This window comes from Paraburkholderia sp. A1BS-2L (assembly GCF_051125205.1).
Lineage (GTDB): Bacteria > Pseudomonadota > Gammaproteobacteria > Burkholderiales > Burkholderiaceae > Paraburkholderia.
In genome coordinates this window covers 474,189-491,024 of sequence record NZ_CP120430.1, presented here as the reverse complement: position 1 = coordinate 491,024, position 16,836 = coordinate 474,189, and the positions used below count along the sequence as shown (strand labels likewise).

At 63.5% G+C, this 16,836-nt stretch carries 11 protein-coding genes and 2 pseudogenes; 7 read left to right on the top strand and 6 right to left on the bottom strand.

Annotation, left to right across the window (positions count from 1 at the left end):
• The first annotated feature begins 101 nt into the window (after positions 1–101).
• The 3 genes from hpnI (at position 102) to P5W98_RS26765 (ending at position 4,274) form a co-directional block, all read left to right on the top strand.
• A complete protein-coding gene (gene hpnI / locus P5W98_RS26775; RefSeq protein ID WP_421027752.1) occupies positions 102–1,328 on the top strand; it encodes a bacteriohopanetetrol glucosamine biosynthesis glycosyltransferase HpnI in 1,227 nt (408 codons plus the stop codon).
• A 21-nt stretch (positions 1,329–1,349) separates the two neighbouring features.
• Positions 1,350–2,339: a lysylphosphatidylglycerol synthase domain-containing protein gene (locus P5W98_RS26770; protein WP_421027751.1), complete on the top strand. Its 990-nt coding sequence runs from the start codon at positions 1,350–1,352 to the stop codon at positions 2,337–2,339.
• 285 nt (positions 2,340–2,624) lie between these two features.
• Positions 2,625–4,274: an acyl-CoA dehydrogenase family protein gene (locus tag P5W98_RS26765; protein WP_421027750.1), complete on the top strand. Its 1,650-nt coding sequence runs from the start codon at positions 2,625–2,627 to the stop codon at positions 4,272–4,274.
• Between the two features lie 136 nt (positions 4,275–4,410).
• Here the strand turns inward: P5W98_RS26765 and P5W98_RS26760 are convergent, their stop codons facing one another.
• The 4 genes from P5W98_RS26760 to P5W98_RS26745 all read right to left on the bottom strand — a co-directional run bounded on the left by P5W98_RS26760 (position 4,411) and on the right by P5W98_RS26745 (position 9,557).
• Complete coding sequence (locus tag P5W98_RS26760; protein ID WP_421027749.1) at positions 4,411–6,780, bottom strand: carbohydrate-binding family V/XII; 2,370 nt, start codon at positions 6,778–6,780, stop codon at positions 4,411–4,413.
• 207 nt (positions 6,781–6,987) lie between these two features.
• A complete protein-coding gene (locus P5W98_RS26755; RefSeq protein WP_421027748.1) occupies positions 6,988–8,148 on the bottom strand; it encodes a porin in 1,161 nt (386 codons plus the stop codon).
• Positions 8,149–8,655: 507 nt separating this feature from the next.
• A complete protein-coding gene (locus tag P5W98_RS26750; RefSeq protein ID WP_421027747.1) occupies positions 8,656–9,111 on the bottom strand; it encodes a carboxymuconolactone decarboxylase family protein in 456 nt (151 codons plus the stop codon).
• Positions 9,112–9,140: 29 nt separating this feature from the next.
• Positions 9,141–9,557, bottom strand: a complete 417-nt coding sequence (locus P5W98_RS26745) for a cupin domain-containing protein (protein WP_421027746.1) — start codon at positions 9,555–9,557, stop codon at positions 9,141–9,143.
• A gap of 94 nt (positions 9,558–9,651) precedes the next feature.
• On the opposite strand from P5W98_RS26745, the gene P5W98_RS26740 reads away from it, so the two are divergent.
• The 4 genes and pseudogenes from P5W98_RS26740 (at position 9,652) to P5W98_RS26725 (ending at position 13,053) form a co-directional block, all read left to right on the top strand.
• A complete protein-coding gene (locus P5W98_RS26740; protein WP_421027745.1) occupies positions 9,652–11,058 on the top strand; it encodes a PLP-dependent aminotransferase family protein in 1,407 nt (468 codons plus the stop codon).
• 172 nt (positions 11,059–11,230) lie between these two features.
• Positions 11,231–12,210, top strand: a pseudogene (locus P5W98_RS26735) (hypothetical protein).
• A 213-nt stretch (positions 12,211–12,423) separates the two neighbouring features.
• The gene (locus tag P5W98_RS26730; protein WP_421027744.1) at positions 12,424–12,705 is read left to right on the top strand and encodes a hypothetical protein; all 282 of its coding nucleotides are present in this window, start codon (positions 12,424–12,426) and stop codon (positions 12,703–12,705) included.
• Between the two features lie 141 nt (positions 12,706–12,846).
• Complete coding sequence (locus P5W98_RS26725; RefSeq protein ID WP_421027743.1) at positions 12,847–13,053, top strand: transporter substrate-binding domain-containing protein; 207 nt, start codon at positions 12,847–12,849, stop codon at positions 13,051–13,053.
• A gap of 397 nt (positions 13,054–13,450) precedes the next feature.
• On the opposite strand, the pseudogene P5W98_RS26720 reads toward P5W98_RS26725, so the two are convergent.
• A pseudogene (locus P5W98_RS26720) lies at positions 13,451–15,075 on the bottom strand (ShlB/FhaC/HecB family hemolysin secretion/activation protein).
• Between the two features lie 160 nt (positions 15,076–15,235).
• Entirely contained in the window at positions 15,236–16,534 is a 1,299-nt protein-coding gene (locus tag P5W98_RS26715) for a collagen-like triple helix repeat-containing protein (RefSeq protein WP_421027742.1), read from the bottom strand.
• Positions 16,535–16,836: the final 302 nt, after the last annotated feature.

Genomic DNA, 16,836 nt, shown 5'->3' with positions numbered 1-16,836 from the left:
CACTCGAAGGGGCATGTAATGTTTTTGCAACCCTGGTTTTTGCAACCTTGGCTTTTGCAGCTTTGCCTTTCTGCCGGGCGACGGCGCGCCTGGGAGGCGTCATGGTAGCGGCCGCCGCTTCTGTCGATATCGCTTCGGTTGCGCTTCTGCCGGGGCATGTCGCGCTGCTGACCATTACTCACATGGTTGCGCAATGCCTTGCGATCCTGTGCGGCCTTGGCGCCATCTTCGGCATTGTCTATACGGTGGTGGCAAGCTGGCTGATAGGCCGCTTTTTTGCGCGCGACGTGGCTGCGCCGCAGCGCTTTCCCGCCGTCACCATCGTCAAGCCGCTGCACGGCGACGAATGGCAACTCGAAGCGCATCTCGCCAGTTTCTTCGAGCAGGATTATCCGGGGCCGGTGCAGTATCTTTTTGGCGTTCATGATGCGCACGATGCAGCGCTCCTGGCCGTCGAAAGGCTGCGGGTTCGCTATCCCGGCGCGCATATCACCGTGGTGGCCGATGCGCGCCTGTACGGGCCCAACCGAAAGATCGCGAATCTCGTGAACATGCTCGAAAAGGCCGAGCACGAGGTGCTGTGTTTCGCCGACAGCGATGTCTGCGTCGAGCGGAATTATTTGCGCCATATCGTCGGGACGCTGCAGCAACCGGGCGTGGGGCTCGTGACGACGGTTTATCGCGGCCGCCATGCGACGGGATTCTGGCCGCGCCTTGCCGCCGCGCTGACCAATTATCATTTTCTGCCTGGCGTGGTCACGGGGCTCGCGCTCGGGCGCGCCCGGCCGTGTTTCGGCCAGTCCATCGCCATGACTCGCGAGATGCTCGCGCGCATTGGCGGTCTGGCCCAGTTCGCGCATCACCTTGCGGAGGACCATGCGGTGGGCGAGGCCGTGCGGCGCGCGGGCGCCACCGTCGCCATTCCGCCCATTGTGGTGGAGCACGCTTGCGCGGAGAATACGTTTTCCAGGGTGTTCGCGCACGAATTGCGCTGGAGCCGCACCATCCGAGCGGCGGACCGCTCGGGGCATCTGGGCGCGGTGCTCATGCATCCGTTGCCGCTCGCGCTGCTTGCGGTGGCGATGTCGGGCGGCGCGATCCCCGCCTGGGCGCTGGCCGGTGTTGCGTTGTGCGCCCGCGCGCTGCTGGTCTGGAGGACCGATCGCGCCACCGGGAAAAAGTGCAGCGGGCTGTTGTGCCTGCCGCTTTGGGATGCGGCCCAGTTCGCGATTTATGCGGCGAGCTTTTGCTCGTCGGGCGTGGTGTGGCGCGGGACGCGTTTTCGCGTCGACGCGAACGGGATGCTGTCACCCGTTCAAGACAAATGAGTAGATCAACGATATCAGCGGATGAAACACCTTGGGCGTATTGCTGCGCTGTGCGGTCTCGCGGTTGCCGCGTGGCTCGTATGGCGCGACCATCCCGCAGCCGTGCTGCAACTCCTGCAAGGCGCAGGCATGGGCCTCGTGCTGGCCGCCTTGCTGCATATCGTGCCGATGGCCGCGAACGCCTGGGACTGGCGCACCCTGATTCGCAGGGCGCAGCGACCGTCGTTCGCGACCATGCTTCGGTTCGTGTGGATTCGCGAGTCCATCAACAATCTATTGCCAGTCGCGCGCATCGGCGGGGAAATCGTCTCGTTCCGCCTGCTCGGGCGCGCCGGCGTGCGTCCCGCGACGGCGGCGGCGAGCCTCGTCGTCGACATGCAGCTCACCTTGATCAGCCAGCTCGTCTTTGGGCTGATCGCCGCCGGCTATCTGCTCGAACATTCGAATTCCGATGCCGCGCGCGTGGCAGGGCGGCTGGCGTGGGGCATCGCCGTAATCGCGCCGGTGCTGGTGCTGTTCGCACTCGTTCAGCATGCGCGGCCATTCGAGCGGGCCGCTCACGTCATCAACCGGGTCACGAGCGGCAAGGTGGTCGATCTGGTGGGCAAGTCGGTGCGCGTCGACCAGTCGGTCAAGCTGATCTGGCGGCAGACGGGTGTGGTCGTCGGCTATCTGCTCATCTGGCAGACGCTGCAGTGCGCGGGCTACGCACTTGAGATCTGGGGCGCGCTGCACGTGCTCGGCGCGCAGGCGAGCTTTGCTCAGGCGTTCGTGATCGAGGCGCTGATTCAGCTTGTCAGTAGTGCTGCGTTTCTGGTGCCGGGCGGCCTGGGGGTGCAGGAGGGCGGCTTCGTGCTGATTGGCGGGCTGCTTGGTTTCGACGCGCCCACGTGTCTCGCGCTCGCCGGCGCGCGGCGCGTGCGCGATCTGCTGTTTTATGTGCCTGGTTTGCTCGCCTGGCAGGCCGCGGAGTATGCGCTGCCATCGCGCCGGGCAGAGGGCGTGCAGTAATCAGCAAACCCTGGGGCGGGAATACGCATCCGATCTCGCGCGTATGTGCGCTATCCCACGCCCACGCCCGCCAGCGCCACGATCTGGCGAATCGACACCGCGCCGTAGCCTGCCGCCGTTGCGATTGCGCCAGGCGTGGGCGGCCTGACGTTTTTCAAACCGGACACTCCCGCGAGCATTCCTCCCTACACTGTTATGTGTATCCCGCGTCGGCCGCTGGCAGGGCAATTCGCGTGCCAGTGGGTATCGGCGCAAGATAATGGAACAGGAAAGGGACATTGCGATATGAACTGGACAACCCACGAAGTCACGAATGTCGTGCCGGAACTGAAAAATTACAACCTCTACAGCACCGATATCGTGCTGCAGGAGGCGGTCCAGCGCGGCGGCGGCGCAGCCTATGAAGAGGAATTGACACGCCATGGCGCGCTGCTCGGCAGCGAAGAAATGGTGCAAATGGCTGATGACGCCAACCACTTCAAACCCGAACTCCATACCTTCGATCGCCAGGGTAATCGCATCGACCGTGTGGAATTCCACCCCGCCTGGCACGGCTTCATGAAAATGGCGCGCGAGTATGACCTGGTCTCGCGGCCATTCAGCGATTTGCGGCCGGGCGCATGGGCGGCGTATGCGGCGGGATTTTCGATGCATGGCCAGATCGAGGCGGGATCGCAATGCCCGAACTCGATGACTTTCGCATGCATTCCGGTGCTTCAGAAGGAGCCCGAACTATTCGTTCAGCTTGCGCCGAAGCTCTATTCGCGCAGCTACGACGCCCGCGATATTCCGTTCGAGCAAAAATCGTCGATGCTGGTCGGCATGGGCATGACGGAGAAGCAGGGCGGCTCCGACTTGCGCGCCAATAGCACGCGCGCCACGCCGCTGCGCGGCCAGGGGCGCGGCGCGGAGTACGAGATTACGGGCCACAAGTGGTTCTTCTCCGCGCCCATGTGCGATGCGCACCTCGTGCTCGCGCGCACGGAGAACGGCCTTTCGTGCTTCTTCGTGCCGCGCTGGCGTCCTGACGGCAGCAAGAACGCCATTCATATCCAGCGCTTGAAGGAAAAGGTCGGCAACCGCTCGAACTCCAGCAGCGAGGTCGAATTCCTGGGGGCCTGGGGGCGCATGGTTGGCGAGGAAGGGCGCGGCATCCCGACCATCATCGAAATGGCGTCCTATACGCGCCTGAATTGCGTCATGGGCAGCACCGGCACGATCCGCCAGGCGCTCGTGCAGTCGATTCACCATGCACGCGGTCGCCAGGCATTCGGCAAATACCTCGTCGACCAGCCGCTGATGCGCAACGTGCTGGCCGACCTGGCGCTGGAAAGCGAGGCCGCGACGCAATTGATGATGCGCCTCACCGAAGCGTTCGCGCGCGCGGAAGACTCGCCGCTTCAGCGCGCCTACAAGCGGATCGTGACGCCGGCGTCCAAGTACTGGATTGCCAAGCGCAGCATCGAGCTGACCGGTGAAGCGATGGAAGTGTTCGGCGGCAATGGCTATATGGACGAAGGTCCGATGGGGCGCCTGTATCGCGAGGCGCCGGTCATCTCGATCTGGGAGGGATCCGGCAACGTGATGGCGCTCGACATGCTGCGTGCGATCGGCCGCGAGCCGGACGCGCTCGAAGCGCTGATGGGCGATCTGGCCTCGGTGTGCAGCGGCGACGCGCGTTTGCGCCCGAGCCTCGAAGCCATTGCGCGCGCGTTCCGGCAAGACGGCGATACGCTCGAATTCCTCGCACGGCGCGAGGCGCAACGTCTGATTCTGCTGGTGCAGGCGCGTTTGCTGCACGAATTCGCGCCCGCTCCGGTGGCGGACGCGTTCATCGCCAGCCGCTTCGACGACCAGTGGGGCCGCGTGTTCGGCACGCTGCCCGCCGGCGTGGAGGTGGACGCGATTCTGGAGCGCGCGCTTCCGCTCGCGTGACCGCTCGGGTTGCACCAGTTGGCCGATGCGTTTTCGCCGAGCGCATCGGCACCCTGCGCGTCGCGGTGATGGCGCCAGGGCGGGCCGCTGCCATTGGCGCGCCGGCCCGCCGGTTCGCGTCTACGAAGTGACCCGTTCAGCGCCGGAAGCCGCCGTGAAAGCCGCCGCCGAATCGGCCGCCCATGCCGCCTCCACTCCATCCCCCGCGCGAGCCGAAACCGCCGCCGAAGCGCTGCTCGCCGAGCGAGCGCGCGCCTTGCTGGCGATTGAGGTCGTTGCCCAGGTCGCCGCCCGGTTGTGCCGATTGCCAGCCGTTTGACGTGTGCTGTTGCCAGCCGTTGTCGGCGGTGTGCCGGTAAACGTTGCCGTCGTGGCCCGCATAAACGTCACCGTTGTTCCAGGCGACTGAGTTGCCGTTGTTGTGGTTCGTCACGTAACCCCGGCTTCCTGCCTCATGCTGGCCGGTTTGGATATTGCCCGCCACGCCGAACTCCGCGGCGCCCGAACGCCCGGTGTTCGGGTTGTAGCCCCCGACCTCGCGCCCGCCCGCGTAGTTGCCGTTGTACTGATTGCCGACGACGCCGCCCCGGCCCGCTGCCTGGCGCCCGGTCACCGGGTTGCCGTAAGCGCCCTGGTGCCCCGCCGCGTAATTGCCCGAGTACGGATTGAACGCGCCGCCCGCGGCACCCCGATAGTGGGCGCCGGTTACCGGGTTGTAGCCCGCGCCTGCTGCGCCGCGCCACTGCGTGCCGGTCCAGCCGTTCCATCCCGACGCATGGGTCACGGTGCCTTGCCCCCAGCGGCCGTAGAAGTTCGTCTGGTTGATATTGACGCTGCCCCAGCCCCCGCCGCCCCAGTAGCCGCCCCAATACGGCCCCCAGTAAGGCGATGCGCAGCCCCAGATCGCGCCGGCGGCGAAGCCGAATGCGAATCCTTCCGCTGCGCCCAGCGCGAAGCCGGCGCCGTAGCCATAGGTGGCGGGATAGCCGTAGTAGACGTCGCCCACATACGCCGGATAGACATAGCCGGTGCCGTAAACCACAGTGCCGTCCGGGCTGATCACCACCCCCATGTAACCAGGTGTGTAGCCCACCACGACCGTATCGGGCGTGTACGAATAGATCTGCACGTACGTCACATAATGAATCGGACTGCTGACCGGTATCGTGTAGATGACGCCCGGCACCGAAGTCGCAACCGTCCAGGGCCCGAGCGCCGAGCCCGAAACGAACCACACGCCATTGGACACGGCGTAGAAGTTCGACGCATCGACTTCGATCACGGGCGTGGCCGTGTTGACGGCGTAGTTAAGCGAGGTGCCCGATACCGGCTGGAAGCGGGGCGCGCCGTCGTAATTCACTGTCAGCCTGGCCTGCGAACGCGATACCGTTGCTGTCTGCGGAATCGTCGCGGCTATTTCGGCCTCTTTCGCTTCCGGGGTGTTGGGCACGGAGACCAGCACGTTGGCCTTCGGGTCGTGCGTCGATATCTTCGCGAAGTCGGGTGGCAGGTCGCTGCCGGCCACCCAGCGCCATGGACCGCTCGTGGAGGCCGCGCGGAACCAGCGGCCCGAAATCAGCAGGTAATACGTATTCGTGGACGGATAGACGAAGACGGCGTGATCGGTATTGGTGATCGTCAGCAGGTTGGTTCCCGCGACCGGCGAGATCTGCGCGGCGCCCTGGGTCACGACCAGCTCGGTGGGCTGCGTGGCGAGCATCAAGGCCGGCGCCGGCACGACCGGCTTGCCGTCCGACGGCAGCATGGCGTCGGCGGCCGTGTGTTTTTCGCTCGTTTGCGCCGCCGCAAGCAGCGCCTGCTGCGGACCAGCCACTTGCTGCCATGGCCCGCTCAGGCCCCGCGCCGTGTACCAGTAACCCGCGGCATGCACGTAGACCGCGCCGTTTGCATCGCGCATCAGCAACGCGCGGCTGTTGATCGCGCGCGAGAAGCCGGTGCCGGCGATCGGGCGCCAGGCCGGTGCGCCATCGACGAGGACCAGCACCGTAGGCGTGTCCTTGAAGACGATCTGCGGCACGTCGTTCTTGACCGCAATGCGCATGGAGCGATCGAGCCCTTGCGACGCGGCGTAGCTCGTTTGCAGCTGGTCGAGCGAAACGGTCATGCCGCTGGAGGGAATGTGGGCGACCAGGGCACCCTTGACGCGCCCGGCCAGGCTCGTGTCCGTCGGCACCTCGACCGAGGCGATCTGGATTTGCGTCAACTGCACAAGACCGGCGGCCTTGTCGATATCGGCCTGCGCCGAGAAGTGGGCGATGCCGTAGGTGGGGGTGCCGTTCGACGCGCCAACGGCAATCGCCGCGCGGCCTGCGATGCGGTTGCCGGTCCATTGCTCGATTTGCGGCTGGAACATCTCGACGCGTTCGGTGCCGTTCTCCAGCATGCGCGGCCAGCCGCGCTGATCGGCGGATTGCGCCTGGGTTGCCGGCGCGTCGGCCGCACGGGCGGCAGGCGCATTCCACATCAGCGCAGTGATCGACAGCATCGCGGCCACAACTGTGGCGCATGCGGGTTTTACACGGTGTGGCTCAACTACTCGACTCGCTCGTGGTGACATCAACGGGTGCTCCTGAGCTGGCATCGCAATAGCGGCAGGGGCAAGCGCAACTGCCGATTGTCGTTGGGGTGTGAGACGTGGCGGCGGCCGGGTTGCCGCCTCCACGTCGGGCGGGAGGTAACGGCGGGTCAACGCTTAGAAGCGATGGCGGATCCCCGTGGTCACCACAACCTGGCTGCGGCTCGTGGAAGGCGCGCCGGTACCGTTGATTTGCGCCGCATTCGTGCCTTCCGCATTGTTGGCGCCGATCTGGAAGACGCTCTGCGCGTAGAGGTCCGTGCGCTTGGACAGCGAGTAGTCAGCCTGAAGACCGAACTGGTTCCAATGCGCCGAGCGATTGTCCGAGGCGCCGCTTCCCGGCGTGTTGCGCAGACCTTGCGTATAGGTATAGGCCGCGCCCACGTAGAAGGCCGGCGTCAGGTTGTAGCGAGCGTTGACTTCATAATTGTTGTAGCGCACCGACGCATCCGCGAGCTTGTCCTGCAAGCGGGTCTGCGTGAACACGGTGCCGACGATCATCGGGCCGAACGCATAGCTCGCGCCGAGACCCCAGGTGCGCTGATTCTGGACGCCGGGCAGATTGGCCGTCGTGAACGCCGGCAGATTCTGCACCGCGCCGTTAGCGTTACTGGAGTCGAGGCCCTGAAGCTGCAGGTAGGCCGCGCCCAGACGCAAGCCGCCATTGGCGTAACCCATGCCCGCGCTATAGGCGCGGTTGTCGGCAAAGCCCGCACTGTTGGAGAAGCCATACAGGGCGCTCGCCGAGAAGCCAGCGTAGTTCGCACTCTGATACTTGATCGTATTGCTGAGGCTGAACGAGCCATTGAGGTTGTCGTCGTCGCCCGGGTGAGCGAAGTAGGTGCCGCCCCACGTACCGGTTGCCGACATCGGCGCGACGTAATCGACCATGGAATCGTACTGGCGGCCCAGTGTCACCGTGCCGTATTGGCTCGAAAGGCCGACATAGGCCTGGCGGTTGAACAGCGAGCTGTTCACGGTGCTGCCGTTCGTCACGTTGAAGCCGCTTTCGAGGTTGAAGACCGTCTTCAGGCCGCCGCCGAGATCCTCGACGCCACGCAGGCCCCAGCGGCTTTGCTGGATGTTACCGCCAGTCATGCCGAACACGGCTTTGCCACCGGTCAGGCCGTTCGGCGACATCGGCGAGGAAGTGCTCGCCTCGTTGCTCACGTAAGTCAAACCTGCATCGATGAGGCCGTATAGCGTGACGTTGCTTTGAGCATGGGCGCTGCCAGCGGCTGCGGCGACTGTGGCGGCAAGAATATAGGTCTTTTTCATGGATCGCTCTTATCTGAACTACGACTGACGAATGGGAAATAAGCACATAGCGCGTTTGTGCGGGAACGGACTATACATATCCCTTGAAATGACAGCCACGGAGCGTCGATGATTTTTTCTCTGCGCTAATTTAAAGAGATGAATATTGGTGATAGGCACATCCGGAGGGGCTGACGTAGCAGCGCACAGACATCTAATTCTAAAAGACATTTTTTCAAAACGAGCGCGTCTGCCGGGAGTGCGCTCTCAACGCCTTTACCTCAAGATTGAGAATCGATGCTTGAGGGTTTTGACTTAAATCACTACCTGTAATGTGTTTGCATGATTCTGATTTTTTGCGGCACCTGATTCCGGCTAATTCGATGAATGAAATACGAATTCCTGTCAAAGATTCCGGAAAATATTTATATATCTAGCAACAAACGGCCGCCCGGTTGACTCGCGTTGATGTGCGCTGCCGGGACGGCCGTGGCGGCTGCGCATGTCTTGCACAGGCGTTGCGGACGCTCACTGCTCCTGTATGGCTTGAGGCGTGTTGCGGAAGCTGATCGCCATGCGGTTGTAGGTGTTCATCAGGCCGATGGCGATCGTGAGGTCCACGAGCTCGCGCTCCTCGAATACCGCGCGAACTTCCTCGTATGCCGCGTCCGGAACGCCGGTCTGGGCGACGAGCGTGACCGACTCGGCCCAGGCAAGCGCCGCACGCTCGCGCGGATCGAATAGATGGCCGGCTTCCCTCCAGGCCTGCACCAGCGCCAGCTTTTCCACTTTCACACCTTTTTTCAGCAGGTCGCGTGTGTGCATGTCGAGGCAATAGGCGCAGTTGTTGATCTGCGAGATGCGCAAGTACACCAGATCGACGAGAACGGGCGAGAGCCCGCTTTGCATGAGGTAGCCATAGACGCCGCCAAGCGCCTTGGCGCCTGCGGGCGCGATCTGGTTGTAATCGAGACGTTTGCTCATGAGTGTTCTCCTGTGTTTGCTGGGCTGGCTTACTTGACCGGCGTGGTCAGAACCTTGTCTCCGGTATCGACGACGAACACTGCAAGCAGCTTCGCTGGGGCGGTCGTGCTCGCATTGCGGCTGACGCGGTGAATGGCGCCCGGTGTTTCGAAGAAGTTTTCGCCGGCGTGATAGACGCGCTTGGGGCCGTCGTCCACTTGCGACTCGATCGCGCCCGAAACGACATACGCATAAATAAATGCCGACCTGGCATGCTCGTGCGGCGGCGAGGCGCCGCCAGGGGCATAGTCGACCACCACGGCCGTCAACGACTTGCCGGGCAGGTTGGGAAGGGCGTGCTCGAAATTGGGCGTGACGGCTGCACCGCCGTCATGCGCGATGGCGGGCGCGGCGACGCTGAGGGCAAGCGCCGCGCAGGCCGCGCCGAGTGCGATTCGAATCTTCATGACAGGTTTTCTCCTTGTGACCAGAGCTATTGTGGCGGGATGCTGGGCCACAAGAAAGCACCAGAAATGAACATTCTTTATGTACCATGAGCGCATGTCCCAGCCGCTCAAAATCGAACTCGACCGGTCTGCGAAGACGCCTTTGGCCGAGCAGATCCGCACCGCAATCAGTGCTGCCATCGAGGGCGGCGTGCTCGCGCCCGGCGCCCGTCTGCCTTCGTGGCTCGATCTTGCCGCGCAGCTGGGCGTGGCGCGGGGCACGGTGCGCCTCGCCTACGAGCGGCTCTCCGACGCTCAACTGATCGTCGCTTCCCGGGCCGCTGGAACGCGCGTGGCGGACCGGCCGCCCGCCGCGCCAGTCGTGCACGAGCGCAGCGATCCGGGCTCGTTCATGGAAATGTATCGGGAACTCACCTCCGGCCCGGCTATCTTCCAGATGGGCGTGCCTGCCCAGGAAACGCTTCCCGCGCGGCTCTTCACCAAGGTACGCTCGTTCGCGCTGCGCGCGGAGTCGAGCGCCTCGGTTGGCTATCCCGACCCGCGTGGCGAGCCGGAATTGCGGCGGGAAATCGCCGCGTATCTGGCCATTGCGCGCGGCATGACCTGTTCGCCCGCGCAGATCATCGTCACGAGCGGGTTCAGCGGTGGTCTCGGGCTGGCGCTGCGCGGGCTCGCCCTCGATGGACATAAAGCCTGGTTCGAAGACCCCGGTTTTCCGTTCACGCGGCATGGCCTGGAACTCGCGAGGCTCGAGCTTGCCCCGGTGCCGGTGGACATGGAAGGCATCGACGTCGATTACGGCATGAGGCATGCATCCGACGCGGCGCTTGCCGTCGTGACACCTGGGCAGCAGGCGCCGCTCGGGCCCACGCTGTCTCTGGCAAGACGGCTGCAACTGCTCGATTGGGCAGCGAAGCAGGGCGCATGGATCGTTGAGGATGACTATCTAAGTGAACTGCAACTGAATGCGCGCGCGGCGCCCGCGCTCGCGTCGCTCGATCGCAGCCAGCACGTCATCCATATCGGCTCCTTCAGCAAGACGCTCAGCCCGGCCTTGCGGCTGGGATTCGTCGTCGCGCCCATGCTGCTCGCGTCGCGGTTCGCGGAGGTGGCGGCCTGTCTCGCGCCGGCACCGTGGCCCTCGGTGCAGCTCGCAACGGCGCAGTACATGCGCGAGGGCCACTACTTGCGCCATCTGCGCCGCCTGAAGCGGCTCTATTGCACGCAGCGCGATAGCTTGCTCGCATGCCTCGAAGAACGCGGCTTCGAGACCCGGGCGGCGGGCCTCGCGGTGCTCGTGCGTCTGCCCGACGGCGCGCCTGATGTGTCCATCTTCAGAGAATCGCTGGCTTTCGGATTGGGTCCCGCACCGTTGTCGCCCTGGTATATGTCGCCGGCGAGTGCGCGATCCGGCCTGCTGCTGGGTATTGCGACATCGCCGGAGCGCAACCTCGCCCGAAACTGCGATCGGCTGCTGGACGTGATCCGACGGCACGCGTGAGTGGCAGCGTAGACGCCATTGGCCGGTGTGCCGTGCTACTCTGCGCGCATATTTTTGTAAGCCGTCCGCAGGGCGATGCATTTTTTATTGCAAGGAATTCATGGAGTCCACGTTGATGAAACCCTTCGAGTCGATCGATGGGAACCGGCCGCGCATGCACCAACGCGCACGCATGGCGTGTCCTGCTGCGTCGATAGCGCTCGCGTTTGCCTGGCTGGCCCTTCCGACCCAGGCGCAAGCGCAGGAATTCTCACTGTTTGGCGGCGGTTCGCGTGCCAGCGACATCAATACCTATACGTGGGCCTTCAACTATCAAGAGGGGCTCGGCAAGTACTTCGCGGCAAGCTTCACGTGGCTCAACGAAGGGCACATCCGAATCACCATCGCGATGGCCAACTGGTTCAGCTCTGGGCGCCGATGCCGGTCGGCAGCCCGCAGTTCGTGGTGCAGGCCGGCATTGGGCCGTATCGCTACTTCGATACGACTACCGCCGACCAGGGCGGCAGCTATTCGGACGTGCACGGCTGGGGCGTGGTGTACAGCCTGCGCGGGTCCTGGTACGCATCCAACCGATGGGTCACGCAATTGCAGTTGAACCGTGTGCACGTGCAGCGCGGCCCGGACTCCACCGGCGTGATGCTCGGTGTCGGTTATCAGCTCGACGCGCCCGATACGCCGGGGCCGCGCGACTGGGCGGTCGGCTCGACAAAGAAAACGACCCATAACGAAGTTGCCGTGTACCTCGGCAAAACCATCGTCAACTCGACCAGCTCGCCGGGCGCATTTGGCGGTGCCATCGAATATCGGCGGGGCCTCGCAAAGTATGTGGACTGGACGGTCGGCTACATCCACGAAGGCAGCAGCGCGGTCGCCCGCCGCGACGGCATTGCCAGCCAGCTTTGGCTCACGCGTGCGTTCCTCAACGACGCCGTGACGCTGGGTGTGGGCGCAGGTGCGTACTATGCGATCGATGAGCACGAGAACAGCCGCTCGCCGGGGCCGGGCGCGGGGACATTCTCTGGGATCGTCACGATTGCCGGCTCGTATCGTTTCAGCCAGCACTGGGATGCGCGGCTGGAGTGGAATCGCGTGGTGACGAGCTATAACCGCGACACCGACATCATTTTGGGCGGTATCGGCTATCGGTGGTGACCCTGTGGGCCGACACGGGCTGTCTGGCTCGTTGCGGCCCGAATTACCGGTTCAACGATGCGCCTTTAAATAACTTTCATCGTTTATACAACATGTTCGTTAGTGCACTCACTGCTTTCATTCGACTCTGTTAGCCTTTTCTGCAGGACCAATTCGGGCTGATCCGCGCCCCGAAACGCGCGATTGTCGAATCGAAGACAGGAGGGCTTATCCATGTTGCACTGGCTTTCAAACTTGATCGCCCATCATGCCGCAACGCCGGAGAAGCAGGCCGAACGGGCGCTGGGCGAATTGCGCATGGCGCTGTTTCAGGCCGAGCAGAGGGTATTGGATGCGCAATTGCAGGCCGAATATTATCGTTTGCGCATTGCGTTCTGCGAAGAGGTCTTGAAGACGGGGATCGAACAGGTTTCGGATCACCGCAAGGGACAACATGAGTCCGTCACGCAGGAATTGCGGCCGAATTTAAAGCTGACGACCTCCCAGCAGGCATAAACGAACGAATATCCTTTTCCGACTTTACCAGTCTCCCGGGGCAATGCCACTGTAAAAAAATTCATACTTACCCTGGCCGCCTCGGCGGCCGCTTGCGCCGTCTGGTCCGCCACCGTCCATCCAAACGACCGGGAACTGGTCGTGGCATCGAGCGCCACGGACACTCCGTTCGCGTTTGAAAACAAGGACAAGCAGAGTGTTGACTTCGACATCGACATTATCGATGTGATCGCCAGGCAGCAGCATTTGAAACTGCGTATTGTAAATACGCAGTTCACCAGCATCTTCGCGTCGACCGACGATGACGGCATGAATTTCGTCCATCTCCGGCGTCATGATCAGCGATAAGCGCAAACAGAGTCGAATCTAGGGGGCGGCGCTCACCCTGAACAATGTGATTTCGTTGCTCAAGGATACGCCGGTGATCTCGGCGATCGGTTCTGGGCGAGATGATCTATGCCGCGCGAACCGATCACGTCGCGCCCTGAAGCACACTTGACTATCTTTGACTCTCTTCCGGAACCGTCCTTGATACGATCTCGAATTGACGAGACTCGTGAGCCACGAGTTCGATTCGAAGGGGATGGAACGATGAAGCGGTTCGCGATGACAATCCTGCTGACCATTGCGGTCATACTACTCGTGACGCTCATGGTCGTGCTCAAGACCGCGCCACCTCATGACATTCCGACTGTCGGCAGCACGTCGGTGCCAAGTGATTTGATATGCTAATCATCTGCGCCGCTCAATTGAGCTGATACGAGAACGTCGCATTCACGCGCGGGCTGCGCGACGCGCTTTCTACGGGCGCATCGGCCAGCGCCTTCGCCACCGAGAGATCGAGGCTGTAGTACTTGCCGTCCGTGATCCGGAACCCCGCCGAAGCCGATGAAAGCCGCGAAGGCGAGGGCGTGCCCGCATGCAGGTACACGCGCGCCATGTCGAACGAAACATACGGCGTGATCGACTGCAGCCATACCTTGCCCAGCCTGAATGGATGATTGAGCTCGAGCACGAAGGCCCAGCCCGAATCACCCGATGCCTCGCCGGGCTGATAGCCCGCCGCGAAGCGCTGCGCGCCGAACGAGATCTGCTCGGAAGTCGGCAGCGTGTTCGGGCTGTATTGCCCGGTTGCGGCGACGGACGTGCCAAAGCCCATCGGCCAGTCGTTGCTCTGCGAATACGAGGCATCGGTGCGCACGAAATTCAGCGACACCGGATTATGCAGCGAGAGACCGGGAATATTCGTTTGGGCCGACTTCGACGTGCCGAGAATGTCGAAGGCCTTCGCCACCACGAGGCTCGCCTTGCGCACCTGGCCCGGCTTCACCTCGGTGTAATCGGCTTGCAGCTGCAGCACGCGCACCTGTGAACTCAGGTCGTATTGCAGTCCGTTGAGGGTGTTGCGGTAGCGGTCCTCGTCGTGTGCTGCGTAGGCGCTCGCGGTGCCGATGAGGCTGCGTGTATTGCCCAGCAGCAGCGGATACGAGAGCGAGCCCGTGAGCTTGTCGCTGATGACGGTGCGCTCCACGTAAGCCGGCAGGCCCGGGTTGTCGACCGGGTTGCCGCGATAGTGCGAGGCGTCGAGCTTCGCGGCGAGGCCGTCGCTCGCGATCGGCACGGCCGCGTGTGCGGCGAGGTACGTGACGTTGTCGCGTCCTTTGGGCAACAGTGCGGAGAAGCTCAACTGCTCGCCAAACGGCGTGAGGCCGTTTTCGGTGAGCGTGAGGAGGCCCTGCACGCCGGGGTGATTGAAGTCGATGCCGGTGCTCACGTCCCAGGGCTTTTGCGTGGCGTCGAGTTCGAGCGTGGTGGCGCCGTCGGTGGTCGTGGGCGGTGGCACGTTCGCCTTCACCTTGAGGCCCGGCAGCATGCCGAGCACGTTGATGTGGCGCTGGAACGTGGCGGTGCGCAGCGGCCGGTCTTCGGCGATGTGCGCAGCGATCGCGCGCATCCTGCCCTCGAGCGCGCCGGGCTTGCCTGTGATCTTCACGTCTTTCACGTAGCCTTCCACGACCGTGATGCGCACCACGCCGCCCGCGAAGTCCTGCGCGGGCACGAATGCGAACGAGAGCGCATAGCCCCGGTCCTGATAGAGCTTCGTCACGCCATTGGCGGTTTCGATGAGCTGGCCGATCGTGATGTCGTGATTCGCGAGCGGCGCGAAGCGGCGGGCGACCTCGTCGAACGGAATCGATTTCACGCCCTCGACCTTGGCGCGTTGATTTGGGGCAGGGCATCCAGGGGATTGCCGCCCTGCAAACCACCCGCCGATACCGGCCGGTTCTGCTGTGCGAGCGCGACTCTCGTCAAGCCCGCGCTCGCGATGATCCCCGCCGTGGCGAGCACGGCCCATGGTGCGCCTTTCATTGAACTACCCTCGACTTGTCGGGCGGCGCACGCCGGTTGCCTCGGTCCTCCGGCGTGTCCGTCTCTTTATGCCGCCTTTGTGGCGGTCTTTATGCGGCTCCTGATTGCCTGTATTTTTTATTACGGCATGCAAACGACAATATGAAGCCGGCGGGGAAGATTATTTTTTCGCGCCGAGCAGGCTGCCAGTAAGTGACGTGAGGCTATTGAGCGGGGCGGCCGTATTGCTGCCGGAGCTGTCGTCCGTCAACGAAATGAGTGAAAGGCCCGGCGCGGCGCCACCTGTGCTCGATGTGCCGGAAGTGCTCGCGGTCCTGACGCCGGCGCCGACACCCACGCCTGCTCCAACGCCGACGGCCGCGCTGCCGCCATTGGTTCCGCCCGTTCCACCTGTCGCGCCGCTCAGGATGCCCGTGACCGCTGCGAGCGGTGAACCTGCGCCGTTCGTGCTGCCGCCGGACAGCAGATTCCCGGCGCTGGCGACGGTCTTGCCCGTGTCGGCGACGAGGTTGCCTGCGCCCGCCGTGACCGGATTCGCGCCGCCGGTTTGCGCCACCAGTGCGCCACTTTTCTGTAGCTCACCGCCGAGTGTTTGCAGCAGACCCGAAGTTGGTGCACCAACGCCTGTTGTATTCCCTACCGTTTGCGTGGTGGCAGCAAGTGTCGAGGTGATGGGCGTGATGGTCGCGCTCATTTGTGCCGTGGATTGCTGCACCGGGCCCTGCGTGAATGTGTTCGTGAGCGAGTTGCCCGTGCCGGTGACGGTGGTGCCAACCGTACCGACCGTGCCGCCGACGGGCGTGGTAACGGCGGCGAGGGGCGCAAGCGGGCCGCTGCCGACGCTCGTAACGAGCTGGCCTGTGCTGGTGACGGCCTTGCCTGCATCGCTCACGACACCGCCGGTGCTAGCGAGCGTGGTGCCTGCCGGGTTGCTGCTCGCACCGATCTGGCCAAGCCCCTGGGATATGCCGTCGCCGAGTGTGGAGATCGCGCCGCCCACATTCTGAACGACACCGCCTGCGGCCTGAGTGGTTTGCGGGTTCGTGCCGGGCAGCGTTTGCGCAGCGATGGTGCTGCCGACGCCCGAGACAGTCGAGCCGGCGTCGCTAACGACGTTGCCCACTGGCTGCACGAGCTGGCCCACGGCATTGGCAGCGACGGCCTGGCCGCCGTTGTTTCCACCATTGTTGCTGGCGCTATTGCCGTTGCCGCCCACGCCGCCATTGTCCCCGGTGGTCGTGCCACCGCTGCCTGACGAGGTGCCCGCTGAAGTGCCTCCATCCGACCCGCCGCCGTTGGTGCCTCCGCCCGCGCCACCCGTCGTCTGCAAGGCGCCGCCGCTGCCGGTTCCGCTGCTGAGCGAGCCCGAGCCGCCGCATGCGCTCAGCGACAGCAGAGCGGCGGTGGTCGCGGCTATGGCCGTCAAGCGGGCGGCTTGTGCAATGCGCTTTTGGTCCATGGTGTGTCCTCCTCTCCGATAGGTATGGCCCCGATCTGTGCGCTGTTGTTTAGCGCGGCACGCATGGCAATTGCCGCGATTCAATTAACGTATTTTTATCGAGCGCTCATGTCGCGTTTTTATAGTTCACCGAAGCACAACTCTCAATAAATAATCGGCGATTTGACAATATTTAAAAATAACCGCTATCGAGTGCCAAATTAGAAAGGATCTGGAAAGAAGTCCGGCCATTAAAAAGCTGGAGGGGAATTGATTGAACGATATTTTTCAGCCGTTCCAATAGCGGCTGGAATCGCATTCCG